The organism is Nonomuraea sp. NPDC049750 (assembly GCF_040659625.1).
Classification (GTDB): domain Bacteria; phylum Actinomycetota; class Actinomycetes; order Streptosporangiales; family Streptosporangiaceae; genus Nonomuraea.
This window is the reverse complement of sequence record NZ_JBFANB010000019.1, coordinates 181,097-207,198: the sequence shown is the minus strand read 5'-3', so window position 1 is coordinate 207,198 and position 26,102 is coordinate 181,097. Positions and strand designations below refer to the sequence as shown.

The following is a 26,102-nucleotide window of genomic DNA, read 5'->3' as shown; positions in this document are numbered from 1 at the left end:
GACGCCAGTCACATTTGTTGATTCCATCATCTTCAAGGCCTGCCCGTGCGCAAAGCCCTCGACGGATTCTGGCGAATAGTGTCACGCGTCGCCGAGCACTTCAGCCAAGAGGCCAGAACGGATGGGTTGGCGCCCGGATGGAGCTCCAGATAGTGGGCGGCGGCGCCGGCCAGGCGGGGGGCTCTGGCGGAGTACGTCTCGCCGGTGGGGGAGAGCCGGCATCGGCCGGTGTCGGTGGCGGCGACGACGAAGACGCCGGACCGGGCCAGGCGGGCCATGGCGGTGCGCAGGGCCGGGGAGTCGGCGCCGTCGAGGGAGAGATTGGCCACGGCGGGACCCCGGGCGTGCCGACGTACCCAGTCGAGGCCGGCCAGGGCGTCCGACAGGCTGCCGGAGCCGTCGCAGCCCAGCACCCGTACCGAGGCGACGCTCGCCTGGGGCGACACGCCGTGCGACCGGCCGGCCACGGCGCGCGCCACCCGGGTGCCGTGGCCGTCGCAGTCTTCGCCGGTACGCCCGGTGGCGTCGAAGGCCCACCAGAGCCGATCCCTCAATCCATCCGACATACGGAGAGTCTCCGTGCGTCCCGACATATGGGGATTCCCTGAGCGGAATGCGCCGGTTCGGCCGTGGGCGACGCCGCTGTCCACGATGTAGACCGTGACGCCCTTCCCAGTGGCACGAGCGGCGCGGATGGCACGGCGGGTGCGGGGGGTACTGGCGGCACGGGGGGCGCGGCGGGCGTGGCGTCGGGCGGACGTGGTGAGCGGCATGGGGTGGATCTCGCGGTCGGGCTCGACCGCCACCACCCTGGGGTCCGCGCTGAGCTCCGCCAGCTCGCTCGCGTTCAGTAGCGTGGCGAAGCCGGGCAGTGCGGCGGTGTAGAAGCGGCGTACCCGCCATCGCATCTCGCCGACCAGGTCGCGGGCCTCGGCCCGGTCACGCACGGTAACGACGTACGGGCGCGTAGGCTCGGTTATCGGCGGCCGGGAGGCGATGCCGGAGGCGGGCGCCATGGCGATGGGGATCGCGGTGGTCACGGCCGTCGCCGCGGCCGCGGCGAGGTAGAGAGAGGGCAGGCCGATTCGTCGGGGCACGAGCGACGAGGGTGTCTGTCACACACGTCACAGGAACAACAGGACACGCCCTCGCGTCTATTCACGAGAAAGCTCTTTACCGAACGCGGGCGAGAAAGGACTGATCCGGGGGATGAGCGGCGAGCAGCGGAAGTTCGAGCTGAGCATGCCGCAGATCGCGGGAAGCGCCCTGGCGGCGGTCACGGCGGCGGTCGGAGCCTCCTACCTCGGCGTGGGGGGAACGGTGATCGGCGCGGCGCTGATGAGCGTGGCGAGCACGGTGGCCACCGCGGTCTACACGCACTACCTCAAACGTACGGGCGAGAAGGTCAAGCAGCACACGGTGATCGCCTGGCGTGAGTCCGGCGCGGCGGATCCTCCGCCCGAGCGCGACGAGGGCCAGGGCGAGCTGGCGACGGCCGCGCACGCTACGGTGCGTAACCTCAGTGAGGCCCAGGGGCCGGGTGAGCCCTCGCGGCCCGGCGAGACCACGCTGGTCATGGCGCCGATCGAGGTGCCGGCGCGAAGGCGTGTGCCGTGGGCGAAGACGGGTCTGGCCGCGGCGCTGGTGTTCGGGGTGAGCATGGGCGGCATCCTGACGTACCAGACCATCGCTCAGACGACCGTGCACGACCAGCTCACCGGTGGCAAGCCGGTGACCGAGCGCGGCAAGGCGCCCGTCAAGGAGAAGGAAGAGCCCGCGGTCGAGCCCCGGACGTTCTACAGCGACCCGGCGACGCCCAGCGGTAAACCGACGACCTCCCCGACCGCCTCGCCGACTCGCTCGTCCCAGAGCCCGACGCCGACGCCCACCGGCACGGACAAGGACGCGAGCAAGGACCCCGGCAAGAACACCGTGGAGCCGTCGACCCCGTCAGCGACCACTTCGGCCCAGGACCCCGGCCGCATGACCGAAGCGCCGTCCACCCCGACCGAGCCGCCGCAGCAGTCACAACCGGCGCAGCAGGACGAACCCGCCGAGGCACAGTAAAAGCAAGTAGACGCCTACCCCAGCACCGTCTCCAGGTAGGCGTTGCCGAACAGCCGTCCCGGATCCAGTCGATCCCGTAGCGCCACGAAGTCCGCGAACCGCGGGTAGACCGTCCCCAGATACGCCGCGTCCCGGGTGTGCAGCTTGCCCCAGTGCGGCCGCCCGCCCAGCCGCGTCATGATCTCCTCCACCCCGGCGAAGTAGGCGGGGTTGGGCGTGGGCCGATAGATGTGGCAGGCGATGTACGCCGACTGACGGCCGTACGCCGTGGACAGCCACGCCGTGCCGGCCGGCGTCACCCGCACCTCCACCGGGAACGTGATCCGCCACCCCATCCGCTCCACCAGCGCCCGCGTCTCCCGCAGCGCCTGGCCGAGGTGCTCACGCGGCACCGCGTACTCCATCTCCAGGAAGCGCACGTCCCGGCGTGAGGTGAAGATCTTGTACGACGCGTCCACGGCCTCGGAGTCGCCGAGCGCGGCGGCGCTGACACCGTTGATCCGCGGGATCAGCCCGGGGGATCGGGCCCCCAGCGCGCAGGCGGCGCCGAACAGCGTGTTCTCCAGGAAGACGTTGTCCAGCCAGTACTTGACCGCGCCGGGCGGCCGGGCCGGGCCGGGGTCGCGGTTGTTGGTCTTGACCAGGCACGCGTCGGTGTGCGGCAGCCAGAAGAAGTCGAGATGCTCGTTGTCGGTGGTCAGGGAGTCGAGCGAGTCGAGGATGCCGCTGAGTGTCATCCGGCGCCGCCGGTTGCGCAGGAGGAAAGCGGGTTCCACCCGGAACGTCACCGAGGTGAGCACCCCGAGCGCGCCCAATCCCACCCGCGCGGCGTCGAACAGGTCCTCCCCGGGGGCGGCCGTCACGACCGAGCCGTCCGCGAGCACCAACTCCAGCGCCTCGACCTGGTCGGCCAGGCCGCCACTGTCGCGCCCGGTGCCGTGCGTGCCGGTCTGGATGGCTCCCGCGACCGTCTGGTCGGTGATGTCGCCCATGTTGGCCAGCGCCAGCCCGCGTGCGGCGAGCAGGGAGTTCAGCTCCCGCACCGGCGTGCCGGCGCGTACGGTGACGCGGTCGTCGGCGACGGAGGTGAGGCCGGTCAGCGCGGTGGGGCGGAGCATGACGCCGTCGGTGAGGGCCACTCCGGTGAAGGAGTGGCCCGTACCGATCATGCGCAGACGGCGGCCGGCGGCGGCGGCGTCCTTGACGGCGCGTACGACGTCCTCGGTCGAGGCCGGGGTACGCACCTCGGCGGGCGCGGCCGTCTGGTTGCGGGCCCAGTTCGTGAAGACCATGGCCGCCCTTGCGCTAGAGCATTGTTCGGATTAAACGTGAACGATACTCAGTTCTCCCAGCCCTCGGGAAGCGGGAAGGCGTCGCCGGGCTGCAGGTTCTGCGACTTGATGATGTCGGAGACCTTCACCAGCGTGTAGCCCCGGCTCTGCAGCAGCTGCACGAGCGACGGCATCACGTCGACGGTCTGCTTCACCCAGTCGTGCATGAGGATGATGCCGTCGCGCTTGGCCACGGCCAGCGTCTGCTTCTTGATCTCCGCGGAGTTCTTGGTCGCCCAGTCGCGCGAACCGGCGGTCCACAGGATCATCGGCATGCCGAACTCGGCCGCGACCTCCGAGGTCTGGAGGTCCAGCATGCCGTACGGGGGCCGCAGCAGCTTGGGCTCGACGCCCGCGGCCTTCTTGACGGCGTCCTGCGTCTTCTGGATCTCGCTCTTGATGGCGCCCGGCTCGATGGTGGTGAAGTTCTTGTGCGTGTAGCTGTGGTTGCCGAGCTCGTGGCCCTCCTTGGCCATGCGCTTGACGAAGGCGGGGCGGCTCTTCACGTACTGGCCTTCGAGGAAGAACGTCGCCTTGGCGTTGTACTTCTTCAGGGTGTCGAGGAGCTTTCCCGCGTACTTGCCCGGCCCGTCGTCGAAGGTCAGGGCGAGGCACTTGACCTGCTCGTCGGCGCAGTCCACTGCCTTCGCCTTGGCCTGGGCGACGGCGGCCGACTTGGCCGGGGCGGCGGGCTGACTGGGGGTGGCGGACGCGGTCGCCGGTGTCAGAGTGACAGCAACAGCCGCGATAGCCAGAAGTGAAGTGATTTGTCGGGACATGCGAAAGCTTTCGTTTGTGAAGGGTGTTGCGAGGGTTGTTCGACCGTAGCGGATCAGTTCCCGGCCGGTGAAGGTGCCTCGGGAAGTCTCAGCAAACCCGAACCTCCGACGCCCACGACAACAGCGACCGCCGCCGCTCCGAGCGTGAAGCCGTACGCGTTGGACGCCCCGAACGCCTCCGTCAGCCGTCCCCCGGCCCACGCCCCGATCGCCACCCCGAACCCGATCGACGTGGAGATCCACGCCAGCCCCTCGGTGAGCACCGAAGGCGGCACGAGCCGCTCGGTGAGAGAGAAGCCGGTGATGAGCGTCGGCGAGATCGCGAGCCCGGCCAGGAAGAGACCGAAGGCCATGATCCGCGCGTCGCCGATGAACATGATCGGCAGCAGTCCCACCACGAGCACCCCGAGCGCCCGTACGAACCGGTGGCGCAGCGAGGCCCGCCAGTGCCGCGACCCGAACCAGAGCCCCGACACCATCGACCCGCCCGCGATGGCGGCCAGCAGGAACCCGGAGGCGCCCTTGACCCCGTGCTCCTCGGCGAAGGCCACCGTGATCAGGTCGATCGACCCGAACACCGCCCCCAGCGCCAGGTAGACGCAGGACAGCAGGGCGATCCCCGGAATCAGGATGGCCATCCCGGCGCCGGACTCGCCCGGCCGTATCGGCGGCTGGGTGCGCCGCTGCGCCGCGAGCGCGAGGGATCCGCCGAGCATGCAGACCAGCGCCACCAGCAGTCCCATGTACGGATTGACCGCCGTGGCCAGGACGGTGACCAGTGCCGGTCCGGCGACGAAGATCATTTCGTCGGCGACGGACTCGAACGCGAAGGCCGTGTGCAGCTTGGCCGAACCGCCGTGCAGGTGCGACCAGCGCGCGCGGACCATCCCGCCCAGGGACAGGGAGGTCGCGCCGACCGACAGCCCGGCGGCGTACAACGTCCACTCGGGCAGCGCGAAGCCCGCCGCCAGCATGAGCGCGGCCAGCGAGAGCGCGTTGACGATCGAGAAGGGCACGATCACCCGGGCCTGCCCGAACCGGTCTACCAGCCGCGCGGTCAAGGGGGCGGCCACCGCGAAGGAGACGTTGGTGGTGGCGGCCACGGCGCCCGCGGTCGCGTACGACTCGGTGAGGCCGGAGATCAGCAGCACGATGCCGATGCCGAGCATGGACATCGGCATCCGGCCGACGAAGCCGGCCAGCACGAATCCCTTGATGCCGGGCCCCTTGAACAACCCCCGATAAGGCCCGACCACGTCTGTTCCTCTCCCTTGATGCGCCCCAACATTTACGCGTGCGCTGACCGGACAGCAAGTGATTTTTCCGGCAACTCGGCTAACGTGTGCCGGGTGTCCGGTCTTCCCTCGTTCCGCGCCGTCCTGATCGTGATCGCTTCGGTCATCGCCGTCTCGGTCGTGGCCGTGGGAGTGGCGCTGTCCACGCGGGACGACCTGTTCGCGAGTACGGCCGACCAGCAGCCGGCACGGAGATCGCCGAAACCGGTCCAGAAGACGCAGCCGCAGACCGCCGGTCTCGACAAGATCGTGCCCACGACCGAGCCGGTGAAGGACTTCGGCACGGGCGGCCCCAGCGTCACCCCGACCCCGCCCCGCGTGCTGGCGATCGCCCGCGCCGAGGTGCCCAAGACCACCCGCTTCGAGCTGGCGAAGCTCAAGCACGTGCAGAAGGTCGCCATCGTCGACGCCGGCTCGGTACGCGTGTCGGGCACCGGGCTGAACCTGCTCGCCGTCGACCCGGCCGACTTCCGCTCCTGGACGCCCAAGGCCGTCGCCGACCAGCCGGCCGTGTGGAGCGCGCTGTCCAGGGGCGAACTGGTCGCCGAGACCTCGGCCGTACGCAGGCTCGGCATGATCCTGGGCGCCGAGTACCAGGTGGACGGCGGCCCCCGCCTGCGCGTCGCAGCCTCGGCCACGCTCGGCCTGTCGGGGATCGACGGCCTGGTGGGCGCCGACATGGGCAAGGCACTCGGCCTGGCGCCGGGCGTCGCGGTCCTGCTGCACGGCAAGCCCGGCATCAGCGAGCCGGGCGTACGCAAGCTGCTCGGCAAGGGCGCCCAGGTCGTGACGCTGGGCGCCCGCCCCAAGGCCCAGCCGACGCAGCCGGCCCAGCAGACGGCCAAGCCGCAGCAGCAGGTCAACGTCGGGCGACCCAGCAGCTACCTCGACCTCTACAAGGCCTCGGCCACCCGCTGCCCCGGCCTGTCCTGGACCGTGCTGGCGGCGATCGGGCAGGTGGAGAGCGGGCACGGCCGCAACAACGGCCCGTCGAGCGCGGGCGCGCTCGGGCCGATGCAGTTCATGCCCGCCACCTGGAAGCATTACGGGGTGGACGGCGACGGCGACGGCAAGTCCGACATCTGGAGCCCGTACGACGCGGTGCCCGCGGCGGCCCAGTACCTCTGCGCGAACGGCGCCGGCCAGGGCGGCCAGAAGCTGCGCAAGTCGATCTGGTTCTACAACCACTCGTGGGACTACGTGAACAAGGTGATGGGCATCGCCGAGGCGTACGCCCGCGCCTACACCTGACGGCCGCGGGCGCCTTACGCCTGACGTCTCCGGGGCGGTGGGCAGCAGGTGAGCCCGCAGGGCTGCGGCTCGGGCTCCTCCATCAGCTCACGGATCATGCGGACGAAGGCCGGGTGAGTGCCCGCCGTCGCGGCCCGCTCCATGGGCAGGCCCAGCTCGGTGGCCACCTGCCTGGCCTCGGTGTCAAGGTCGTAGACGACCTCCATGTGGTCGGAGACGAACCCGATCGGCACGAGCACGACCGACCGGGCGTCGATCTTGCGCAGATGGTCGCAGACGTCGGGCTCCAGCCACGGCACCTCGGGCGGCCCGCTGCGCGACTGCCACACCAGATCCCACGGCTGGGTGCGACCCAGCGCCTCGTTGACCAGCTCGGCGCTCCTGCGCAGCTGCGCCTCGTAGAGGCCGCCGTAGGGCCCGGCGGTGCGCGCCATCGAGACCGGCACGCTGTGCGCGGTGAACACCAGCCGGGCGTCGTCGCGGCCGAGCCGGTCGAGCGCCTGCCCGACGTGGTCGGCCATCGCGGCGACGAACCCCGGATGGTCCCCGAAGTGCCGCATCTTGACCAGCTCGGGACCGCCCTTGACGGAGATCCTTGCGATGTCCTCGTAGTACTGGCGGCAGCTGGAATAGCCGGCGAACGCCGAGGTGGCGAACACCGCCGCCTTGCGGATCCCGTCGGCCATCATCCGCTGGACGGTGTCTTCGCCGAACGGCTCCCAGTTGCGGTTGCCCCAGTAGACGGGCACATCGACCACCGGACGCAGCGCTTCGATGAGCGCGCGGTTCTGGCCGTTGATCGGGCTGACGCCGCCGAAACCCTGGTAGTGCTCGGCCACCTCCAGCAGCCGCTCCTGCGGCACGCCTCGGCCCCGCACCACGTTCTCCAGAAACGGCAACACGTCCTCAGGCCCCTCGGGCCCACCGAACGACAGCACCAGCAGAGCGTCGTATTTCCCCACGAGACAACCCTATTCCGGTGAGGGAGCGCCTCCGCCTGCAGGAGGAGCGTCGGCCGAGCCGGTCTCACAGAGCGAGGCAATAAGCAGGTACGTTTTGTTGAGTGAGCGCATTCAACGACATTCGTGACTATGTTGCCATCCCCCGGGTTCTCTCGCTGAAGCTCTCGCCCGACGGCTCCCGGCTGATCTCCGCAGTCCAGTCCCTCAACCCCGACGGCAAGTCGTACGGCACCGCGCTCTGGGCCATTCCGATCGACGGCGAGCCGTACCGGCTGACCCGCTCGGCCAAGGGTGAGAGCGCGGCGGAGTTCACCGACGCGGGCGACGTGCTGTTCACCTCGGCCCGCCCCGACCCGACCGTCAAGGACGCCACCGACGAGGTGCCCTCGCTGTGGCTGCTGCCCCGCTCGGGCGGCGAGGCCCGGCAGGTGGCCGCCCGTCCCGGCGGCGTCGGCGCCTTCCGTACGGCCGGTGACGTGGTGGTGTTCGCCGCCGACGTGCTCACCGGCGAGGAGGCGGCCGAGGAGGAGCGCCGCAAGGCGCGCAAGGACGCCGGCATCAGCGCGATCCTGCACGAGAGCTACCCGGTCCGCTACTGGGACCACGACCTCGGCCCCGGCCACACCCGGCTGTTCGCCGCGAGGCTCGGCGCGGACCGGCTGGAGGACGTACGCGACCTGACCCCCGATCCGGGCGAGGCGCTGCGCGACGTCACCTTCGCGCTCACGCCCGACGGCGCCACCGTGATCGCGACCTGGCGTACCATCCTCCCGGACGCCGAGCTGCGGGTGGACCTGGTCGCCATCGACGTGGCCACCGGTGAGCGGCGCACGCTGTTCACCGAGGAGGGCCACGACTTCTACGGCCCGATCGCGGTCTCGCCCGACGGCACCCGCGTCGCCTGCGCGCGCGAGCGCCTGGCCGAGCTCGACGTCTCCGTCCGCATCGACCTGTGGATCGGCGACCTGGCCACCGGCGCCGGGCGTACCTACGCACCCGACCTGTTCCCTGCGGACGTCGAGTGGGCGCCCGACTCGTCGGCCGTCTACCTCGCGGCCGACCACCGGGGCCGCCGGCCGATCTTCCGCGTGCCGCTGGACGGGGAGGTCGCCCGGCTGACCCAGGACGACGCCGCCTACCTCGGGCTCAACGCATCGGCCGACGGCCGGTTCGTCTACGCGCTGCACAGCGGTGTCGACCGCACCCACGGCCCGGCCAGGATCGACACCGCCACCGGCGAGATCACCGACCTGCCCTCGCCCGCCTCGCGCCCCGAGCTGCCCGGCACGCTGACCGAGGTCTCCGCGACGGCCGACGACGGCACCACGATCCGCGGCTGGCTCACGCTGCCCGAGGGCGCCTCGGCCGACGACCCGGCGCCGATCCTGCTCTGGATCCACGGCGGTCCCGTCGCCTCGTGGAACGACTGGCAGTGGCGCTGGAACCCCTGGATCATGGTCCAGCACGGCTACGCCGTCCTGCTGCCGGACCCGTGCCTGTCCACCGGCTACGGTCAGGAGATGATCGATCGCGGGTGGGGCAACTGGGGTCCGCGTACCCTCGCCGATCTCGACGCGATCGTGGACGTGGTCGTGGCCAGGGACGACATCGACGGCGAGCGGATCGGCGCGATGGGCGGCTCCTACGGCGGCTACATGGCCAACTGGATCGCCGGCCACAGCGACCGCTACAAGGCCATCGTCACCCACGCCGCCCTGTGGAACCTCGAACAGTTCGGCGGCACCACCGACGCGGCCCAGTACTGGCAGCGCGAGATGGGCGAGCCCGGCTCCGAGCGCTACGCCAAGCTCTCCCCGCACCACGGGCTCGACAGCATCACCACGCCGATGCTCGTCATCCACGGCGACAAGGACTACCGGGTGCCGATCGGCGAGGCGCTGCGCCTGTGGTGGGATCTGCAGCGCCGCAACGTCGAGTCGAAGTTCCTGTACTTCCCTGACGAGAACCACTGGATACTCAAACCCGGCAACGCCGTCGCCTGGTACGAGACCGTGCTGGCCTTCCTCGGCCAGCACGTCCTCGGCCAGGAGTGGAAGCGCCCGGACTCGGTGGCGTGATGACTGATCCGCGGAGCCTGCTCGAACTGGCCGAGGACATCGCGCGCGAGGCGGGAGACATGCTGCTCGCCAAGCGGCCCACGATGTCGGAGGTCGTCGAGACCAAGTCCAGCCCCACCGACGTGGTCACCGCCCTGGACACGGCGTCGGAGCGGCTCATCCGCGCCCGCGTCCTGGAGGCCAGGCCCGGCGACAGCGTCCTGGGGGAGGAGGGCGGCGAGGCCGCCGGTGACTCCGGCGTGCGCTGGATCGTCGATCCCATCGACGGCACGGTCAACTTCCTGTACGGCCTGCCCGAGTGGGCGGTGTCGATCGCCGTCGAAGTGGGTGGCGAGATCGTCGCCGGCGTGGTGAACGTGGTGCCGCGCGGCGAGGTGTTCACCGCGGCGCGCGGCCGGGGCGCCTGGCTCGGCGGCGAGCGGCTGCGCTGCAACACCGGCGTGCCGCTGTCGCAGGCGCTGGTCGCGACCGGCTTCGGCTACCTGCGCGAACGCCGGGCCGTGCAGGCTCAGGTGCTGGCGTCGGTGCTGCCGCGGGTACGTGACATCAGGCGTGGCGGCTCGTGCGCCGTCGACCTCTGCTCGGTGGCCTCGGGCCGGGTGGACGCCTACTACGAGCGGGGCACCAACTACTGGGACTTCGCCGCGGCCGGGCTGATCGCGACCGAGGCGGGGGCCAGGCTCGGCGGGCTGAACGGCAGGCCGCACAGCAACGACTTCGTGCTCTGCGCGGCGCCGGGGCTGTTCGACGAGCTGCACGACCTGCTCGTACCGCTGGATCCCCAGCGCGACGCCTGACGGCGCGTGGATCCACGACACGGCGATCCCCAACTCGGCGCGAAACGGCCGGAGCCCTTGTCCAGGGCTCCGGCCGTTTCGTCACACGAGGTGCCGATCAATGAGGCAATGGGACGCCGTTGTCATCCGCTATGCGGCGTAGGTCCTCGATCTCGGCGGTGAGGGTGTCGGCGAGGTAGTCGTCGCCGGTGCACCGGGCCTCCCGAAGGCCCTTGTAAGCCTGGTCGAGGCGGCTTTCGATCGTGGTCGTGAACTCGCCCATCTCACCTACTCTCTTCAGGGGTTGCGGGGCGAAGAGCGCCCACCGCTCGCGGGGAAGCCAAAAGAGGCACACGGCGACGGGTGTTCACCAGGCATACCCCGCCCCATCGCGTACCGAAACATGAATTTGGCTGTGCCTTGCGGCACACATGCTCTGACATGCCTTACCGTGCGCTTATCGCAGGTGTGGGCAGAATGAAGCAGCGGATCCGGAGAGAGGTGCCAGTCGTGCGAGTGCTGGTTGTAGAGGACGAGCGGGTGCTCGCCGATGCGATCGCGACCGGTCTGCGGCGCGAGGCCATGGCGGTGGACGTGGCCTATGACGGGGGCGGCGCGTTGGAGCGCACCTCCTACATCGACTACGACGTGATCGTCCTGGACCGCGACCTGCCGGTCGTGCACGGGGACGAGGTCTGCCGCCGCCTGGTGGAGCAGCGTACGTCCTCGCGCATCCTGATGCTGACCGCGTCCGGCGACGTCGACGACAAGGTGGAGGGGCTCGGCCTGGGGGCCGACGACTACCTGGCCAAGCCGTTCGTCTTCGTCGAACTGGTCGCCCGGGTGCGGGCGCTCGGCCGCCGGTCGGCGCCGGCCCTGCCGCCCGTCCTGGAGCGGGGCGGGATCCGGCTGGACCCGGGCAAGCGGCTGGTCGAGCGTGAGGGTAAGGAGGTCATCCTCACCAAGAAGGAGTTCGCGGTCCTGGAAGAGCTGATGCGGGCGGAGGGCGCCGTCGTCAGCCAGGAGGACCTGCTGGACAAGGCGTGGGACGAGAACATCGACCCGTTCACCAACGTGGTGCGGGTGACGATGATGACCCTGCGCAAGAAGCTGGGGGATCCGCAGGTGATCGAGACGGTGCCCGGAGTGGGATACAAGTTGTGACTCAACGGCCGGAGCGCGAGGCGATGCCGACGCATCCGATGATCAGCCCGCACTCGGAGCGGGCCGTGGCGCGGGCGGATCAGGCGCCGCCGCCGAGCGGGCCGCCCGTCTGGGACGGCCCGCCTCCACCGTCGTACGCCCGGCCGCAGCGGACCCCGATGGAGCGGGTCAAGGAGCTGCCGGGCAGGGTGAGCATCCGGTGGCGGCTCACCATGGCCTACAGCGTGCTGTTCTTCGTGGCGGCGGTGGTGCTGGTCTTCTCGATCTACGCCATCGTCGGCACGGCGATCACCAGCGCGTGGCCGGAGCTCAGGACGGACAACGTCGACCCGACCATCGCGCGAATCATGATCGCGACGTGGTACTCGGCCAAGAACGAGACCGTCACCAGCGCCCGCGACGCGCTGCTGCAGAGCTCCTTCATGGCCCTGGCGGGTGTCGGCATCTTCGCGGTGATGCTCGGCTACTTCGTCGCCGACCGGGCGATGCGCCCCGTGAGCCAGATGACGGCCACTGCCAAGAAACTCTCCGAAAGCACCCTGGCCCATCAGCGCATCGACCTGGAGGGCCCGGACGACGAGCTGAAGGAGCTGGCCGACACCTTCGACGCCATGCTCACCCGGCTCAACATCGCCTTCGACACCCAGCGAAGGTTCGTCGCCAACGCCTCGCACGAATTGCGAACACCGCTCACCATCAACCGGACGGTCCTGGAGATCGCCCTGTCCGATCCCGAGGCGTCACAGGACCTCAAGGCGCTCGGCCGTACCCTGCTCGAAGTCAACGCGCGCAACGAGAAGCTCATCGAGGGACTGCTGCTGCTCGCCAGGAGCGAACGCGAGCTGGCGGTACGCAAGCCGCTGGACGTCAAGGACGTCGCCCAGACGGCCGTTGAGCAGGTGACTCCATTCGCCGAAGATAACGGCGTAACCATCACCACCGAACTGGTCAGCGCGCCTACCATAGGCGATCCGGTGCTCTTGGAGCGGTCCGTCAGCAACCTGCTCGAGAACGCCGTCAAGTACAACATTCCGGAAAACGGAAAAGTATGGATCCGAACGGGAATGGTAGACGGTGCGCTGGTTGTTCAGGTGGCCAACACAGGGCAGCATGTCCCTGCGTACGAGGTGAACAGCCTGTTCGAGCCCTTCCGGAGGCTCCACGCGGATCGTGTGGATTCGGCGAAGGGATCTGGTCTTGGGCTGTCCATCGTTCGTGCTGTTGTGCAGGCGCACGGCGGAAATGTGACCGCCGTGCCGCGGGAGGGCGGAGGACTTGTGGTGACCATTCGGCTGCCGAGCCGCTGATCCGGCGTGTTGCACCACGGCGGGCGTCTCGTTCTCGCCGCACATGTGGTTGGATGTGCCGTCGAACACGGTGGGGCATGCCGCCAAGGCTGTGGGTTTCGCCATATTTGGCTAACCATTGCCGACGGCAGCGGGTCCTGACGTGTTGGGAGGTTCATGGTTCCTTCCTGCTGGGTACCGATGCAAAAATTCCCCCGGCAGAACGGGCACAAGATGAGGCTCCCGGGCGTTAGAAGACGCGCGATGAGCGCGAAGACGTATAGATGAGGGGGATGGAGCAAGCACGATGGCTACCGATTACGACAGCCCGCGCAAGACGGACGACGACCTGGGGGAAGACAGCCTCCAGGAGCTCCAGGCGCGGCGCACCGACAAGTCGTCGGGCAGTATCGACATCGATGAGACCGATCTGGCCGAGTCGCTCGAACTACCCGGTGCCGACCTGTCGAACGAAGAGCTCAGCCTGCGCGTGATCCCGCGCCAGGCGGACGAGTTCACCTGCTCGCGTTGCTTCCTCGTGCACCACCGCAGCCAGCTGGCCTCCGAGAAGAACGGCCAGCAGGTGTGCCGGGAGTGCGCCGCCTGACGAAGGAGGAGGCTCCGCGTGGCCGCACCTGAGAAGGACAGGCAACCAGGCGACGAGATCGCCGACCCCGATAAAGAGGTCGGCGAGCTCGTAGGTCGGCTCGCCGACTCCGGTGAGCTGGAGCCGGCCGAGCGGCGACGGCTGCTCGGCCGTCTAGCCCGCGCTCTGGCCTCCGGCGCGCGCAAGACGCGTGAGACCGGAGTGGGGCGTGGACGCTGGCTGGCGGATGTGTTCATGAACATCGCGCCCCGCATCCCCATCAGAGACCTGCACACCCTCTCCGAGCACCACCACGGCCTGACCGGCGAGCAGCTCGCCGACGACCTGGTGCGCACCGCCCAGAAGGCGACCATGACGGTCGGCGCCATCGGCGGAGCGCTCGCCGCGGCCGAGTTCGCGGCCCCACCCCTCCTTCTCTCCGCTCCGGCCCAGCTCGTCGCCGAGACCATCGTGGTGGCCGCCATCGAGGTCAAGCTGCTGGCCGAGCTTCACGAGGTCTATGGCGTACGCGTCTCGGGCACCGGCACGCAGCGTGCGGCCGTCTTCGCCGCGGCCTGGGCCAAGCAGCGTGGCGTCGACCCCCTCGCGCCCGCCTCCGTCACCCTCGCGCTCGGCGCGGCCACCAAGACCGCCCTGCGCAACCGCCTCATGCGTACCCTCGGGCGCCACCTGACCACGCTGGGCCCGTTCCTGACCGGCGCGGTCGCCGGTGGAGCGCTCAACCGGATGGCGACCAAGAAGGTGGGTGAGGCCATCCGCGACGACCTGCGCGGCAAGCTGCCGCCCGGCAGCCGCTCGCCGGAGATCCGGCCTTAGGACGCCCGCTTGGGCGCGACGGCTCTGGCACGACCGCTTCGGGACGCCCGCATGGGGACGACCTCCGCCGGCCTAATGATCCCGCTTGTCGATGACTCGCCGGAGTTTGCCCACTGAGCGCTCCAGCGTCTCCGGGTCCACCACCTCGACCTCGACCTGTACGCCGATCGTGTCCTTGACGATCCTGCGCAGCGTCTGCACTGCCTCTGCGCGGGCCTCTGTGCCCTCCTCCAGGCCCGGTCGCGCCTCGACCCTGACCGTCATCACGTCGAGCCGCTCCGGTCGGGTGAGCCGTACCTGGAAGTGCGGGGACAGCCCCGGTACGCGCAGCACGATCTCCTCGATCTGGGTGGGGAAGACGTTCACCCCGCGCAGGATGATCATGTCGTCGGTACGGCCCGTCACCTTCTCCATCCGCCGGAACGCCGGCCGGGCGGTGCCGGGCAGCAGCTTGGTCAGGTCGCGGGTCCGGTAGCGGATGATCGGCAGCGCCTCCTTGGTGAGGCTGGTGAAGACCAGCTCGCCCGACTCGGCGGGGGCCCCGGTGAACGGGTCGACGGTCTCGGGGTAGAAGTGGTCCTCCCAGACGTGCAGGCCGTCCTTCGACTCCACGCACTCGTTGGCCACGCCCGGCCCCATCACCTCGGACAGTCCGTAGATGTCGACGGCGTCCAGGTCGAAGCGGTCCTCGATCTCCGCGCGCATCTCCTCGGTCCACGGCTCGGCGCCGAAGACGCCGACGCGCAGCGAGCACGCGCGGGCGTCCAGGCCCTGCCGGTCGAACTCGTCGAGCAACGCCAGCATGTACGACGGCGTGACCATGATGACGTCCGGCCGGAAGTCGGTGATCAGCTGTACCTGGCGGGGCGTCATGCCACCGGAGACCGGTACCACCGTGCAGCCCAGCCGCTCGGCGCCGTAGTGGGCGCCCAGGCCGCCGGTGAACAGGCCGTAGCCGTACGAGATGTGCACGATGTCGCCCGGTCGCCCGCCCGAGGCGCGGATCGAGCGGGCCATGACCTCGGCCCAGACGTCGAGGTCGTTCTTGGTGTAGCCGACCACCGTGGGCTGCCCGGTGGTGCCGCTGGAGGCGTGCACCCGCGCCACCCGCTCCCGTGGCACGGCGAACATGCCGAAGGGGTAGCAGTCGCGCAGGTCCTGCTTCGTGGTGAAGGGGAACTTCACCAGGTCGCCGAGCTCCTTGCAGTCGGCGGGGTGAACGCCGTGCTCATCAAACTTTTGCCGATATTTCGGGACATTTTGGTAGGCGTGGTGGAGTGTCCATTGGAGGCGCTCCAGCTGGAGCGCCATGAGCTCGTCGCGCGAAGCCCGCTCGATCGGGTCGAGGTCGCCGGGTTGAGGGGCGGCGCCGAGTCTCATCTCATCTCCTTGCTGCGGCCACGGAACTCCGCGACCACCTCGCCGTCGGCCTTCTTCACCGTGATGTCGTAGATGCCACTGCGGCCGTAGCGGGTACGTTCGGCGGCCTCGGCCGTCAGCACGTCACCCATCCGGGCCGGCGCCACAAAGGTGATCTCCGCCCCCGCCGCGACCGTCACGGGGCCATGGCTGTTGCACGCGCAGGCGAAGGCGGTGTCGGCCAGCAGGAAGACGTAGCCGCCGTGGCACAGCGCGTGCCCGTTGATCATCCGCTCGGTGACCTCCATCCGGCACACCGCCCGCCCGGCCCCCAGCTCCGTCAGCTCGATACCCAGGGCCGCGGAGGCGGTGTCGGCGTCCATCATGCGCCGCGCGCTCTCCAAGGCAGGTCTCCCTCGCTCAACTGACCGACTGTTCGGTAAATACTCCACCGCCCACCCTGATCTCTGTCAAGAGACGCCCGAATCCCTCCGACACCCACGACCTTCCTCGCCCCCGGAGGGGCGTCCCTCCCAAGGGTCCCCAGCCACCACGGACCGTCTCTTTTCCCTCCCCCGAAGGGGGTTTCTCTCCAAGGGGCCTCAGCCACCGCCGACCGTCACACGGATCGAGACGGTCGGGTGACGAACCCACTCAGTGACCGCCGCACTAGGAGATATGTGCGATTCGCGTTTGTTTGTGCAGGTCCTGGGCAAGGTCACTACGGCGCCGCTCGCCGTGCGTGAGTTCGCGGCATTGGACCGCTCCCAAGTCCTGGTAAAGACCCTGGGCGCGGAAGCGGGGCGAGGTCTGGATGGTCAGGCCGGCCGCCCATGTCGTCGCGATCATCTCCCAGGCGGAGCCCCGAGCGGGTGGCCGCCACCATGTACCGCGTCCCGCGGCATGTGGAGGATGGACTCTAGGAGGACCTGGGTGAGTGGCCGTAACTCGTTTATGATCGTCGCCAACCGGTTGCCGGTGGATCGAACGGTCGAGCCGGACGGGACGGCCTCATGGCGCAGGAGCCCGGGCGGGCTCGTCACCGCCATCGCTCCCGTCATGCAGCGCCGGCACGGCGCTTGGCTGGGCTGGCACGGCGCCGCCGACGAGCGCTTGGAGCCTTTCGACCAGGACGGCATGAGCCTGGTCCCGGTGCCGCTGTCGGCTCGCGAGGTGGAGCTCTACTACGAGGGTTTCTCCAACGCCACGCTCTGGCCGCTCTATCACGACGTGGTGGCGCCGCCGGTCTTCGATCGGGGCATGTGGGACGCCTACACCACCGTCAACCAGCGCTTCGCCGAGGCCGCGGCCGAGGTGGCGGAGGAGGGGGCGGTCGTCTGGGTGCAGGACTACCAGCTCCAGCTCGTCCCGGCCATGCTGCGCAGGCTCCGGCCGGACCTGCGCATCGGCTTCTTCCTGCACATCCCGTTCCCGCCGGTCGAGCTGTTCTGGCGGCTGCCGTGGCGCAAGGAGCTGGTCGAAGGGCTGCTCGGGGCCGATCTGGTGGGCTTCCAGCTGCCCGGTGGCGCCGCCAACTTCCGGCGGCTGTGCCGCAGGCTGCTCGGCCTGCCGTACAAGGGGAACGAGATCTTCCTCGACGACCGGATCGTGACCACGCAGGCGTTCCCCATCTCGGTGGACTTCGCCGAGCTCGACACGATGGTGCGCCAAGAGCACATCATGACCCGCGCCAAGGAGATCAGGGCGGAGCTCGGCGATCCTGAGCACGTGCTGCTCGGGGTGGACCGGCTGGACTACACCAAGGGCATCGGGCTGCGGCTGGAGGCGTTCGGCGAGCTGCTGAAGGAGGGGCGGCTGCAGCCCAACGAGGCGGTGTTCGTGCAGATCGCCACGCCCAGCCGGGAGCGGGTCGAAGAATACCGGCGGCTGCGCGACGACATCGAGCTGCAGGTCGGCCGGATCAACGGCGAGCACGCGATGCTCGGCCTGCAGCCGATCCAGTATTTCCACCAGTCGTACGGCCGCGAGGAGCTGGCCGCGCTCTATCTGGCCAGCGACGTCATGGTGGTCACGCCGCTGCGTGACGGGATGAATCTGGTCGCCAAGGAGTACGTCTCCTGCCACCACGATCTGCGGGGGGCGCTCGTCCTCAGTGAGTTCGCGGGGGCGGCCGACGAGCTGCGGCAGTCGTACCTGGTCAATCCGTACGACGTCGAGGACGTCAAGCGTCAGATGATGACGGCGATGCGGGCCACGCCGCACGAGCTGTCCCGGCGGATGCGTACGATGCGCCGCCGGGTAGCCACCTACGACGTGGACCGCTGGGCAGGAGAGTTCCTCAATGCCCTTGAGACACCTGCTTTACCGTCTTCCACGCCTCATACCGCTTCTTGGCGGTCCGGTTGACCACGATCTGCGCCACGGACATCCCGACGCCCATCACCACGGCGTAGCCGATGGCCTCGCCCATGCTGACCTCGGGTGAGTCGGTGTCGATCGGCGGCTCCTTGCCGGTGGTCTTCACCCAGACGAACCCGAGGATCTTGCGTGCCGCCCAAGCGGTGGCCAATCCGACCAGTCCCCCGATGACCCGCCAGGCGAGGTCAGGCTTGTCGTCTGCCATCCGAACGTCTCCTTCCGCTATGTAACGAACCCTAGTCTGTAACGCTTCCTGGGCCGGTGAAGCCGTACCATAAGGAGGCATGAATCAGCAGCGACTACGCCATGCAGCCATGCCGGAGAAACCGACTCTCGACGGCTTGGAGAAGGTATGGGTAGAGCGCTGGGAAGATGACGCCATCTACCGGTTCGACAGGTCCAAGCCGTGGGAGCAGATCTACTCGATCGACACCCCGCCTCCGACCGTCTCCGGTTCCCTTCACGTGGGTCACGTCTTCTCCTATACGCACACCGACACCATCGCCCGTTTCCAGCGGATGCGCGGCCGCGAGGTCTTCTACCCCATGGGTTGGGACGACAACGGCCTGCCCACCGAGCGGCGGGTGCAGAACCACTTCGGCGTCCGCTGTGACCCTTCGGTGCCCTATGACCCGGACTTCACACCTCCGGCCAAGCCCGATCCCAAGCGGCAGGTCTCCGTCTCGCGCGGCAACTTCATCGAGCTGTGCGAGCGGCTGACCCTCGAGGACGAGAAGGCGTTCGAGGAGCTGTGGCGGCGGCTGGGGCTGTCCGTCGACTGGTCGCTGACGTACGCGACCATCGACGGCGGTGCGCGGGCCGCCTCGCAGCGGGCCTTCCTGCGCACCCTGGCGCGCGGCGAGGCCTACATGGCCGAGGCGCCGACGCTGTGGGACGTCTCCTTCCGCACCGCCGTCGCCCAGGCGGAGCTCGAGGACCGCGAGTGGCCGGGGGCCTTCCACCGGGTCTCCTTCTACGGCGAGAAGGGGCCGGTCTGGATCGAGACGACCCGGCCCGAGCTGCTGCCCGCCTGCGTCGCCCTGGTGGCGCACCCCGATGACGAGCGGTACAAGCCGCTGTTCGGCACCTCGGTGCTGACGCCGCTGTTCGGGGCCGAGGTGCCGGTGCTGGCCCACCACCTGGCCGAGCCCGACAAGGGCTCCGGCATCGCGATGGTCTGTACGTTCGGCGACCTCACCGACGTCACCTGGTGGCGCGAGCTGGCGCTGGAGACTAGGCCGATCATCGGCAAGGACGGCCGCCTGCTGCCCGAGCCGCCCGAGGGCGTGGAGCAGGAACCGTACAAAGAGCTGGCCGGCAAGACCGTCCACAGCGCGCGCGAGCGCGTCGTGGAGCTGCTGCGCGAGTCCGGCGACTTGGACGGCGATCCGCGCGCCACGAAGCGGATGGTGAAGTTCTACGAGAAGGGCGAGCGCCCGCTGGAGATCGTCACCACCCGTCAGTGGTACATCCGCAACGGCGGGCGCGACTCCCAGCTGCGCGAGCAGCTCCTGGCCAGGGGCGCCGAGCTGCGCTGGCACCCGCCGCACATGAAGGTCCGCTACGACAACTGGGTGCGGGGGCTGGCCGGCGACTGGCTGATCTCCCGGCAGCGCTTCTTCGGCGTGCCGATCCCCGTCTGGTACCCGCTGGACGCCTCGGGCGAGCCCGACTACTCCCGCCCGCTGGTGCCGTCGGAGGACCTGCTGCCGATCGACCCCTCCTCGCAGGTGCCCGACGGCTACACCGAGGACCAGCGGGGCGTGCCGGGCGGCTTCATGGGCGATCCGGACATCATGGACACCTGGGCGACCTCGTCCCTCACGCCGGAGATCGCCGGCGGCTGGGAGCGCGATCCCGATCTGTTCGCCCGGGTCTTCCCGATGGACCTGCGGCCGCAGGCGCACGAGATCATCCGCACCTGGCTGTTCTCCACCGTGGTCAGGGCGCATCAGGAGTTCGGCACGCTGCCGTGGCGTGACGTGGTCATCGCGGGCTGGATCCTCGACCCCGACCGCAAGAAGATGTCCAAGTCCAAGGGCAACGTCACGACGCCGCTCGGGCTGCTGGAGGAGTACGGCTCCGACGCGGTCCGCTACTGGGCGGCCAGCGGGCGGCCGGGCACCGACACGGCGTTCGACACCGGGCAGATCAAGGTCGGCCGGCGGCTGGCCATCAAGATCCTCAACGCGTCGAAGTTCGTGCTCGGCTTCCCGGAGTCCGAGGCGGCGGTCACCGAGCCGCTCGACCTGTCGATGCTCGCCCAGCTCTCAGAGGTGGTCGAGGAGGCCACTCAGGCGTTCGAGGGCTACGACTACACCCGGGCGATGGAAGCCGCTGAGCGCTTCTTCTGGGCGTTCTGCGACGACTACCTGGAGCTGGTCAAGGCCAGGGCCTATGAGAGCGGCCCGGCGGCCGCCTCGGCGCACGCGGCGCTGCGCCAGGCGCTCGACGTGCTGCTGCGGCTCTTCGCGCCGTTCCTGCCGTTCGTCACGGAAGAGGTCTGGTCCTGGTGGCGGCCGGGCTCCGTGCACCGCGCGGCCTGGCCGTCGATCCCGGCGGGCACGAGCGACCCGGCGGGCGCGGGTGACCCGGCGGTGCTCGCCGTGGCCTCCGACGTGCTCGGGCGCATCCGCAAGGCCAAGTCGGCCGCCAAGCTGTCGATGCGCGCCGAGGTCTCCCGCCTCACCGTGTCGGGCCCCGAGATCGCCCTGGTACGGCTGGCGCAGGACGACCTGTGCGGCGCGGGCAACGTCGAGGAGTTCGTCCTCGACGACGGTCCCGAATTCGCCGTCGAGGTGACGCTGGAGGAGCAGTAGCCGCTAGTAGTCGCACACCCCCGAGGGGAAGATCGCCTCAAGGCGGGCCTGCTCCTCGGGGGACGGGCGCCATGAGCCGTACAGACCGCGCGCGACGGCCCTGGACACCGGCTGCAGGCGGCACTTGTAGACGCCGCCCTCCAGCGGACCGCCCGCCACCACGCGGGAGGTGGAGTAGAGCGGGAAGCGCGCGGTGCAGGCACCGGCGGCGCGCTGGTCCAGGATGCCGTCCCACACGTGCGGACCCGCGGCGATCTGCGCCCCGGAGCTGGTGAAGCAGCGGTCCACGGCCGCCGGGGGCTTGTTGCCCGCCACCCCGCGCCACGGGCGCGAGCGGATGTTGGCCATCCACTGGTCCATCACCTGCAGCGCCTCGGGCGTCTGGTCGAAGGCCGGCCCGTCGGGGCGGGCGTCGGTGAACCAGATGACCTGGTTGCCGGCGTTGCCGTCGTAGTTCAGCATCCGCTGCCGCGAGACGAACGACTGGTGCGAGTCGTGCATGTCGAGCTGGTCCTCGAGATAGTGGCGCCAGTCGATGATCGGGATGGCGATGTCGCCCCTGAACACCAGCCCGCTACGCTCCACGTTCTTGATCGCGATCGGGTCGCCGGTACGCCGTGGGGCCGGGTCGCCGGTGCGCATGTTGCGCGAGCTCCACGGGTCGAACTGGGCGGGGTCCTGGCAGAGGGAGGAGGTGAACGGGCAGCCCTCGCGCACCATGTCCTTCGACTCCTTCCAGGAGCCGGCGCGCGCGTTGACGTCGAGGAACTCCGCGGGCGTGATCACGCCCTTCACCAGCGCGCCCAGGCCGTACTGGACGCCGACGTTGTCCCAGGTGGAGCGGGCGTAGCCGTCGGGGGCCACGCCGTAGATCTCGCGCAGGTCGTCCCAGTGCGTCCACTGGATCGTGTCCTTGACGCCGGGCGGGTCCATCTTGGCCCACTCCGGATCTTTGTTGGAGGTCCACAGGGGGTTCATGGTCAGCGGGGTCAGCCCGCGCCAGCCCTTGACGCACTCGTCGGAGCCCGGCTTGCCGGTGTAGGGGTTGTCGACGGTGTCGCTGGCGTTCATCCCGATCAGCGCGGTCCGCGCGTCCCAGGAGGCCCAGCGCGGGTTGTGGTCCATGTAGCGTTCGAGCAGTTCGCAGTCGCCGACGTGGATGGTCTGGGTGACCATGTCGGGATAGGAATACTGCGGGATCGCCGCGTCGATCACCGCGGTGCCGTAGTTCTGGCCGTAGAGGTACTGCTGGAGGGCGCCGCCCGAGGCGCCCACGCCGACGGTGTAGAGCGGCGCCCCGTACTTCTCGATGAAGCGCTCCTTCACCATCAGCGCGGTCTCGCCGCCGAGGATGAGGTTGTAGTGCGTGGAGGTGCGGGTGCCCGAGGAGTACAGGATCGCGTAGCCCTTGCCCAGCCCGTACGCGTCGAGCGCGCTGCCGCCGATCGTGCCCTGGTCATGACCGATCCCCACACCCCCGTCGAAGCGGTAGATCGCCCGGCCGTTGTAGCCGTCCTCCAGCATCGCGATGGAGTAGAGGAAACGGTTGATCACGCCGCGCTCGCGGCGCACCACGAAGTCCACAGTCCGGCCGTCGAGCGTGGTGGTGGTCGACATGTCCGCGGGGCGCGCGGCGGGCATCGTCTTGAACGCGCCGTCCGTCGCGCGGTAGAGCCGCTCCGTCAGCACCGGCGCGAAGCAGTCCCTGCTCCAGCCGCCCGTGGTGCGCATGCCCTGGCCGTCCTGGTTGTCCGCGACGGGCGGGCCGAGCCCGCTCCGCTCGGTCTTGCACAGGAAGGGGTACTGGTGCGGCCCCGAGAAGATCGGTCCCGAGATCGGGTGGTTGCGTAATTTCAGGGTTTCTTTGAACGGCCCCGCCAGCGCCTTGATCGTGTTGTCGCCGTCGATCAACCCGGTCACCAGGCCGCTGAACGACTGGCCGCCGGGATCCGGTTTGAAGGACGCGGTGACGTCCTCGCCATTGCGCAGCACCTTGAGCCGCATGCCCTGGCTCACTCGTACCCTGACCAACGCGTCCCCGCCACTCACCTGGTCGGCGCGGCTCGACAGCACGTCGAGCGCGGGTTCGCCGCGCGAGGCCAGGGCGGGCACCGGGGCCGCCACGAGACACGCGATCACCGCGGTGATCGCGCTCACCTTAACCAACGCGACGGTCCTCATGTGCATGACGGTGACATGTGATCATGCCGTTGCCCAGACCCGATCTTTTATCCATGCGCACATATGTCCGTGACGTGCCAGTCTTGAACACGTGCTGACCGACCGCCCAAGCAAGCTCGTGCCACCCGTGCTGGCCAAGATGGCGGCATGGTGCCTGTGCCTGATCCTCGTCGGCGTGGTCGTCTACTTCTTCGTCCAGGGCATCGCGCGGCTCAGCTTCGTGGCCCTGCCGGTCGCCATCGCCCTGCTGCTGACCGCTCTGCTGTTCCCGCTCACCAGGAACCTGCGCGAGGCGGGCATGCGCCCCATCTACGCCACCTGGATCACCATGCTGGTGGCCCTCGCGGTGCTCGTCGGCACCGGCTGGCTGGTCGGCGCGCGGGCCACCGAGGAGTTCCCCAACCTGGTCCAGCAGGTCCAGTCCACCGCCCGCGACGTTCAGAACTGGCTGATCACCGGCCCGCTGCACCTCAAAGAGGCGCAGATCACCAGCTACGTCGACGAGATCGCGACGATGGTCAACGCCCAGCGCACGGCCATCACCAGTACGGTCCTGACCGCCGGCGCCGTCGCCTTCGAGGTACTCGCGTCTCTCGTGCTGCTGCTGTTCGTCTCGTTCTTCCTGCTCAAGGACGGCGACCGGATCTGGTCGTGGTTCCTGCGGGGGTTCGGCTCGATGGCGCCGCGCGTCGACCGGGCGGGGCGGGCCGCCTGGACCACGCTCTCCCACTATGTGCAGGGCACCGTCGCGGTCGCCGCCGTACACGGCGTGATCATGGGCATCGTGCTGGCCGGCATGGGAGTGCCCCTCTGGGCGCCGCTGGCGGTGCTGATCTTCTTCGCCAGCTTCATCCCGATCGTCGGCATCTTCTTCGCCGGTACGATCGCCACCCTGGTCACGCTGGGCGCCAAGGGGCCGCTCTACGCGTTGATCTTCGTCGGCATCCTGATCGTCGAGCAGCAGCTGGAGAACCACGTGCTCCAGCCGCTCATCGTCGGCCGGGCGCTCAACTTCCACCCGCTGGCCATCATCCTCGTGCTGTCCGTCGGCGGCATCCTGGCCGGCATCGCAGGAGCGGCGGTGGCCGTCCCCGTGGCGGCGGTGATCTACCGGGCGCTGCCCGAACTGTTCCACAAACCGCCCGCCCTGCCACCCGGGCCCACTCCGGCACCCGCCCCGCAGCCGTCTCCGCCGGCTTCGGGTTCTCCCGCCGAGGACGATAGTCCGCCTGGCAGCGAGTAACCTCATCACCCGTGACCACCTCGCCACGGGATCTCGGAGATCGGCGGCCGTCTCCCCGCTCTCACGAGGGCTCCCGGCGGCACGACACTCCACCCGCCCGCCCGGTGCGACGGGATCGCGGGCGGAAGGGCGTACCTTGAGGCTGAGGGGGCGCATCGCCGCCGAGCACCATGACCATGAGGTGAACCCTTGACCGACGTGCAGGTCCTCATCCAGCGACTCGACGACGGGCTGCCGGTGCCGTCCTACGCCCATCCGGGCGACGCGGGCGCCGATCTCTACGCGGCCGCGGACGTCGAGCTGCTGCCCGGAGAGCGGGCCATGGTCGGGACGGGCGTCGCGATCGCGCTGCCCGACGGCTACGCCGCGTTCGTGCACCCTCGCTCGGGCCTGGCCGCCAGGCACGGCGTCACGCTGGTCAACGCGCCAGGCACGGTCGACGCCGGCTATCGCGGCGAGATCCGGGTGACGGTGATCAACACCGACGCCAAGGAGCCCTTCCGCCTGAGCCGCGGTGACCGGGTGGCCCAGCTGGTCGTCCAGCGCGTCGAGCGGGCGGCCTTCACCGAGGTGGAGCAGCTGCCCGGCTCGGCCCGCGGCACCGGCGGTTTCGGATCAACAGGACGTTAACCAGGGAGAGTGAGCACAGTGTTCCGACGACGCCGTCGTGAGCAGCCGGATCAGGCGGCAGAGCAGCAGGCATCCGCCGCCCCAACGCGCGAGTCCGGCCCGTGGGACGCCGACGAGCCCCACCCCGAGACCGACAGGATCGACCTCGGCGGGCTGCTCCTGCCGCACAACCCGGACTTCGACCTGCGGCTGGCCTCGGTGGGAGACCAGAACGTCGGGGTCGTCGCGCTCTACGAGGAGAGTTCGCTCCAGCTCCAGGCGCTGGCCGCGTCCAAGAGCATGGGGCTCTGGGACGAGGTCAGGGCCAAGATCCGGGCCGGGGCCAAGGACCTCGTCGAGCAGGAGGGCCCCTACGGACCCGAGCTGATCGGCGAGATCGCCGGCGAGGGCAACACCACCCGCAAGGCCCGCTACATCGGCATCGACGGGCCGCGCTGGTTCGTACTGGCGATGATCAGTGGCCGCGCCGCGCTCGACGAGAACGTGGCGAACGTCTTCCTCGACTTCATCAAGGACGTCGTGGTCGTGCGGGGCACCGAGCCGATGGCCCGGGAAGAACCGATCACGCTGCGCCGACCCAACGAGCAGGGCGCCGAAACGGTCGACAGCCAGGGGCTCAACCCGTTCAAACGAGGTCCCGAGATCAGCGAGATTCGCTGACCGCCCACATCACGTAGGCTGAGTCATCATGAGTACGGCAGAGCCCCCCAAACGCGGGGGATTGCGCGGGTTCTTCAGTCGGCTGGCCTCCACCCAGTCCGAAATCGAAGCCCAGGAACTACGGGAAGACGTCGACGAGGTCGGCGCGACCCCGATCGTCTCGTGTGGCGGCCGCCGCCGCTTCTGCGTGGCCGGTACGCTACGTACCGTGACACTGCGACCCAGGGGCGGCGCGCCCGCCCTTGAGGCCGAGCTCTACGACGGGTCCGACGTCATCGACCTGGTGTGGCTCGGCCGCCGCAAGATCGCGGGCATCGAGCCCGGGCGCACCGTCAAGGCCGAAGGCCTGGTCAGCATGCAGGACGGGCGCAAGGTGATGTTCAATCCTCGATACGAGCTGCGCCCAGGGAGTTGATCAG

25 protein-coding genes are annotated in these 26,102 nt (G+C 69.5%); 14 read left to right on the top strand and 11 right to left on the bottom strand.

What is annotated here, in order from left to right; genetic code table 11:
• Positions 1 to 32: 32 nt before the first annotated feature.
• Entirely contained in the window at positions 33 to 1,097 is a 1,065-nt protein-coding gene (locus AB0J16_RS38675; RefSeq protein WP_358549282.1) for a S8 family serine peptidase, read from the bottom strand.
• A 112-nt stretch (positions 1,098 to 1,209) separates the two neighbouring features.
• Between AB0J16_RS38675 and AB0J16_RS38670 the strand changes: the two genes are divergently transcribed.
• A complete protein-coding gene (locus AB0J16_RS38670) occupies positions 1,210 to 2,067 on the top strand; it encodes a hypothetical protein (protein WP_358549279.1) in 858 nt (285 codons plus the stop codon).
• A 14-nt stretch (positions 2,068 to 2,081) separates the two neighbouring features.
• Here AB0J16_RS38670 and AB0J16_RS38665 read toward each other — a convergent pair whose 3' ends face one another.
• From AB0J16_RS38665 to AB0J16_RS38655, 3 genes are read right to left on the bottom strand one after another with little or no spacing between them, the layout of a single operon-like run.
• A complete protein-coding gene (locus AB0J16_RS38665; RefSeq protein WP_358549276.1) occupies positions 2,082 to 3,359 on the bottom strand; it encodes a D-arabinono-1,4-lactone oxidase in 1,278 nt (425 codons plus the stop codon).
• Between the two features lie 47 nt (positions 3,360 to 3,406).
• Positions 3,407 to 4,177 carry a polysaccharide deacetylase family protein gene (locus AB0J16_RS38660; protein ID WP_358549273.1) on the bottom strand — a complete coding sequence of 257 codons (771 nt, stop codon included), beginning with the start codon at positions 4,175 to 4,177 and terminating at the stop codon, positions 3,407 to 3,409.
• A 53-nt stretch (positions 4,178 to 4,230) separates the two neighbouring features.
• Entirely contained in the window at positions 4,231 to 5,433 is a 1,203-nt protein-coding gene (locus AB0J16_RS38655; protein ID WP_358549270.1) for an MFS transporter, read from the bottom strand.
• Between the two features lie 93 nt (positions 5,434 to 5,526).
• Between AB0J16_RS38655 and AB0J16_RS38650 the strand changes: the two genes are divergently transcribed.
• Entirely contained in the window at positions 5,527 to 6,723 is a 1,197-nt protein-coding gene (locus AB0J16_RS38650) for a lytic murein transglycosylase (protein WP_358549267.1), read from the top strand.
• 14 nt (positions 6,724 to 6,737) lie between these two features.
• Here the strand turns inward: AB0J16_RS38650 and AB0J16_RS38645 are convergent, their stop codons facing one another.
• Positions 6,738 to 7,685, bottom strand: coding sequence for a ferrochelatase (locus AB0J16_RS38645; RefSeq protein WP_358549264.1), 948 nt, complete (start codon positions 7,683 to 7,685; stop codon positions 6,738 to 6,740).
• A 101-nt stretch (positions 7,686 to 7,786) separates the two neighbouring features.
• On the opposite strand from AB0J16_RS38645, the gene AB0J16_RS38640 reads away from it, so the two are divergent.
• Both AB0J16_RS38640 and AB0J16_RS38635 read left to right on the top strand, forming a co-directional pair.
• Positions 7,787 to 9,763 carry a S9 family peptidase gene (locus tag AB0J16_RS38640; protein WP_358549261.1) on the top strand — a complete coding sequence of 659 codons (1,977 nt, stop codon included), beginning with the start codon at positions 7,787 to 7,789 and terminating at the stop codon, positions 9,761 to 9,763.
• Positions 9,763 to 10,560, top strand: a complete 798-nt coding sequence (locus AB0J16_RS38635) for an inositol monophosphatase family protein (RefSeq protein WP_358549258.1) — start codon at positions 9,763 to 9,765, stop codon at positions 10,558 to 10,560. Before AB0J16_RS38640 ends, AB0J16_RS38635 begins: the two co-directional genes overlap by 1 nt.
• Positions 10,561 to 10,657: 97 nt before the next feature.
• On the opposite strand, the gene AB0J16_RS38630 is transcribed toward AB0J16_RS38635, so the two are convergent.
• Positions 10,658 to 10,822 (bottom strand): hypothetical protein, encoded by a 165-nt coding sequence (locus tag AB0J16_RS38630; RefSeq protein WP_358549256.1) that lies wholly within the window; start codon positions 10,820 to 10,822, stop codon positions 10,658 to 10,660.
• Positions 10,823 to 11,049: 227 nt separating this feature from the next.
• On the opposite strand from AB0J16_RS38630, the gene AB0J16_RS38625 reads away from it, so the two are divergent.
• Positions 11,050 to 11,703 (top strand): response regulator transcription factor, encoded by a 654-nt coding sequence (locus tag AB0J16_RS38625; RefSeq protein WP_225289202.1) that lies wholly within the window; start codon positions 11,050 to 11,052, stop codon positions 11,701 to 11,703.
• Positions 11,704 to 11,782: 79 nt separating this feature from the next.
• Here the strand turns inward: AB0J16_RS38625 and AB0J16_RS38620 are convergent, their stop codons facing one another.
• Positions 11,783 to 11,917 carry a hypothetical protein gene (locus AB0J16_RS38620; protein WP_358549253.1) on the bottom strand — a complete coding sequence of 45 codons (135 nt, stop codon included), beginning with the start codon at positions 11,915 to 11,917 and terminating at the stop codon, positions 11,783 to 11,785.
• Here AB0J16_RS38620 and AB0J16_RS38615 point away from each other — a divergent pair.
• The 3 genes from AB0J16_RS38615 (at position 11,916) to AB0J16_RS38605 (ending at position 14,412) form a co-directional block, all read left to right on the top strand.
• A complete protein-coding gene (locus tag AB0J16_RS38615; RefSeq protein WP_358549250.1) occupies positions 11,916 to 13,010 on the top strand; it encodes a HAMP domain-containing sensor histidine kinase in 1,095 nt (364 codons plus the stop codon). The genes AB0J16_RS38620 and AB0J16_RS38615 overlap by 2 nt on opposite strands.
• A 286-nt stretch (positions 13,011 to 13,296) precedes the next feature.
• A complete protein-coding gene (locus tag AB0J16_RS38610; RefSeq protein ID WP_020542847.1) occupies positions 13,297 to 13,596 on the top strand; it encodes a DUF4193 domain-containing protein in 300 nt (99 codons plus the stop codon).
• An 18-nt stretch (positions 13,597 to 13,614) separates the two neighbouring features.
• Positions 13,615 to 14,412 (top strand): hypothetical protein, encoded by a 798-nt coding sequence (locus AB0J16_RS38605; RefSeq protein WP_358549247.1) that lies wholly within the window; start codon positions 13,615 to 13,617, stop codon positions 14,410 to 14,412.
• A 72-nt stretch (positions 14,413 to 14,484) separates the two neighbouring features.
• On the opposite strand, the gene paaK is transcribed toward AB0J16_RS38605, so the two are convergent.
• Both paaK and paaI read right to left on the bottom strand, forming a co-directional pair.
• Positions 14,485 to 15,792, bottom strand: coding sequence for a phenylacetate--CoA ligase PaaK (gene paaK / locus AB0J16_RS38600; RefSeq protein ID WP_358549245.1), 1,308 nt, complete (start codon positions 15,790 to 15,792; stop codon positions 14,485 to 14,487).
• Complete coding sequence (paaI, locus tag AB0J16_RS38595) at positions 15,789 to 16,157, bottom strand: hydroxyphenylacetyl-CoA thioesterase PaaI (protein WP_225289841.1); 369 nt, start codon at positions 16,155 to 16,157, stop codon at positions 15,789 to 15,791. Before paaI ends, paaK begins: the two co-directional genes overlap by 4 nt.
• 547 nt (positions 16,158 to 16,704) lie before the next feature.
• On the opposite strand from paaI, the gene AB0J16_RS38590 reads away from it, so the two are divergent.
• Positions 16,705 to 18,138, top strand: coding sequence for a trehalose-6-phosphate synthase (locus tag AB0J16_RS38590; protein WP_358549243.1), 1,434 nt, complete (start codon positions 16,705 to 16,707; stop codon positions 18,136 to 18,138).
• On the opposite strand, the gene AB0J16_RS38585 is transcribed toward AB0J16_RS38590, so the two are convergent.
• Positions 18,071 to 18,355, bottom strand: coding sequence for a DUF4235 domain-containing protein (locus AB0J16_RS38585; protein WP_357940820.1), 285 nt, complete (start codon positions 18,353 to 18,355; stop codon positions 18,071 to 18,073). The genes AB0J16_RS38590 and AB0J16_RS38585 overlap by 68 nt on opposite strands.
• Before the next feature lie 79 nt (positions 18,356 to 18,434).
• Here AB0J16_RS38585 and valS point away from each other — a divergent pair, with 79 nt between their 5' ends.
• The gene (gene valS / locus AB0J16_RS38580; RefSeq protein ID WP_358549240.1) at positions 18,435 to 20,969 is read left to right on the top strand and encodes a valine--tRNA ligase; all 2,535 of its coding nucleotides are present in this window, start codon (positions 18,435 to 18,437) and stop codon (positions 20,967 to 20,969) included.
• Positions 20,970 to 20,972: 3 nt separating this feature from the next.
• Here the strand turns inward: valS and AB0J16_RS38575 are convergent, their stop codons facing one another.
• On the bottom strand, positions 20,973 to 23,150 hold the full coding sequence (locus tag AB0J16_RS38575) for a DUF6351 family protein (protein ID WP_358549237.1): 2,178 nt from the start codon (positions 23,148 to 23,150) through the stop codon (positions 20,973 to 20,975).
• Positions 23,151 to 23,241: 91 nt separating this feature from the next.
• Here AB0J16_RS38575 and AB0J16_RS38570 point away from each other — a divergent pair, with 91 nt between their 5' ends.
• The 4 genes from AB0J16_RS38570 to AB0J16_RS38555 all read left to right on the top strand — a co-directional run bounded on the left by AB0J16_RS38570 (position 23,242) and on the right by AB0J16_RS38555 (position 26,098).
• Complete coding sequence (locus AB0J16_RS38570; protein ID WP_358549234.1) at positions 23,242 to 24,393, top strand: AI-2E family transporter; 1,152 nt, start codon at positions 23,242 to 23,244, stop codon at positions 24,391 to 24,393.
• A gap of 189 nt (positions 24,394 to 24,582) precedes the next feature.
• Positions 24,583 to 25,023 (top strand): dUTP diphosphatase, encoded by a 441-nt coding sequence (gene dut / locus AB0J16_RS38565; protein ID WP_357940828.1) that lies wholly within the window; start codon positions 24,583 to 24,585, stop codon positions 25,021 to 25,023.
• Positions 25,024 to 25,032: 9 nt separating this feature from the next.
• Positions 25,033 to 25,683 (top strand): DUF3710 domain-containing protein, encoded by a 651-nt coding sequence (locus tag AB0J16_RS38560; RefSeq protein WP_358549231.1) that lies wholly within the window; start codon positions 25,033 to 25,035, stop codon positions 25,681 to 25,683.
• Between the two features lie 28 nt (positions 25,684 to 25,711).
• Positions 25,712 to 26,098, top strand: coding sequence for an OB-fold nucleic acid binding domain-containing protein (locus AB0J16_RS38555; RefSeq protein WP_214635894.1), 387 nt, complete (start codon positions 25,712 to 25,714; stop codon positions 26,096 to 26,098).
• Positions 26,099 to 26,102: the final 4 nt, after the last annotated feature.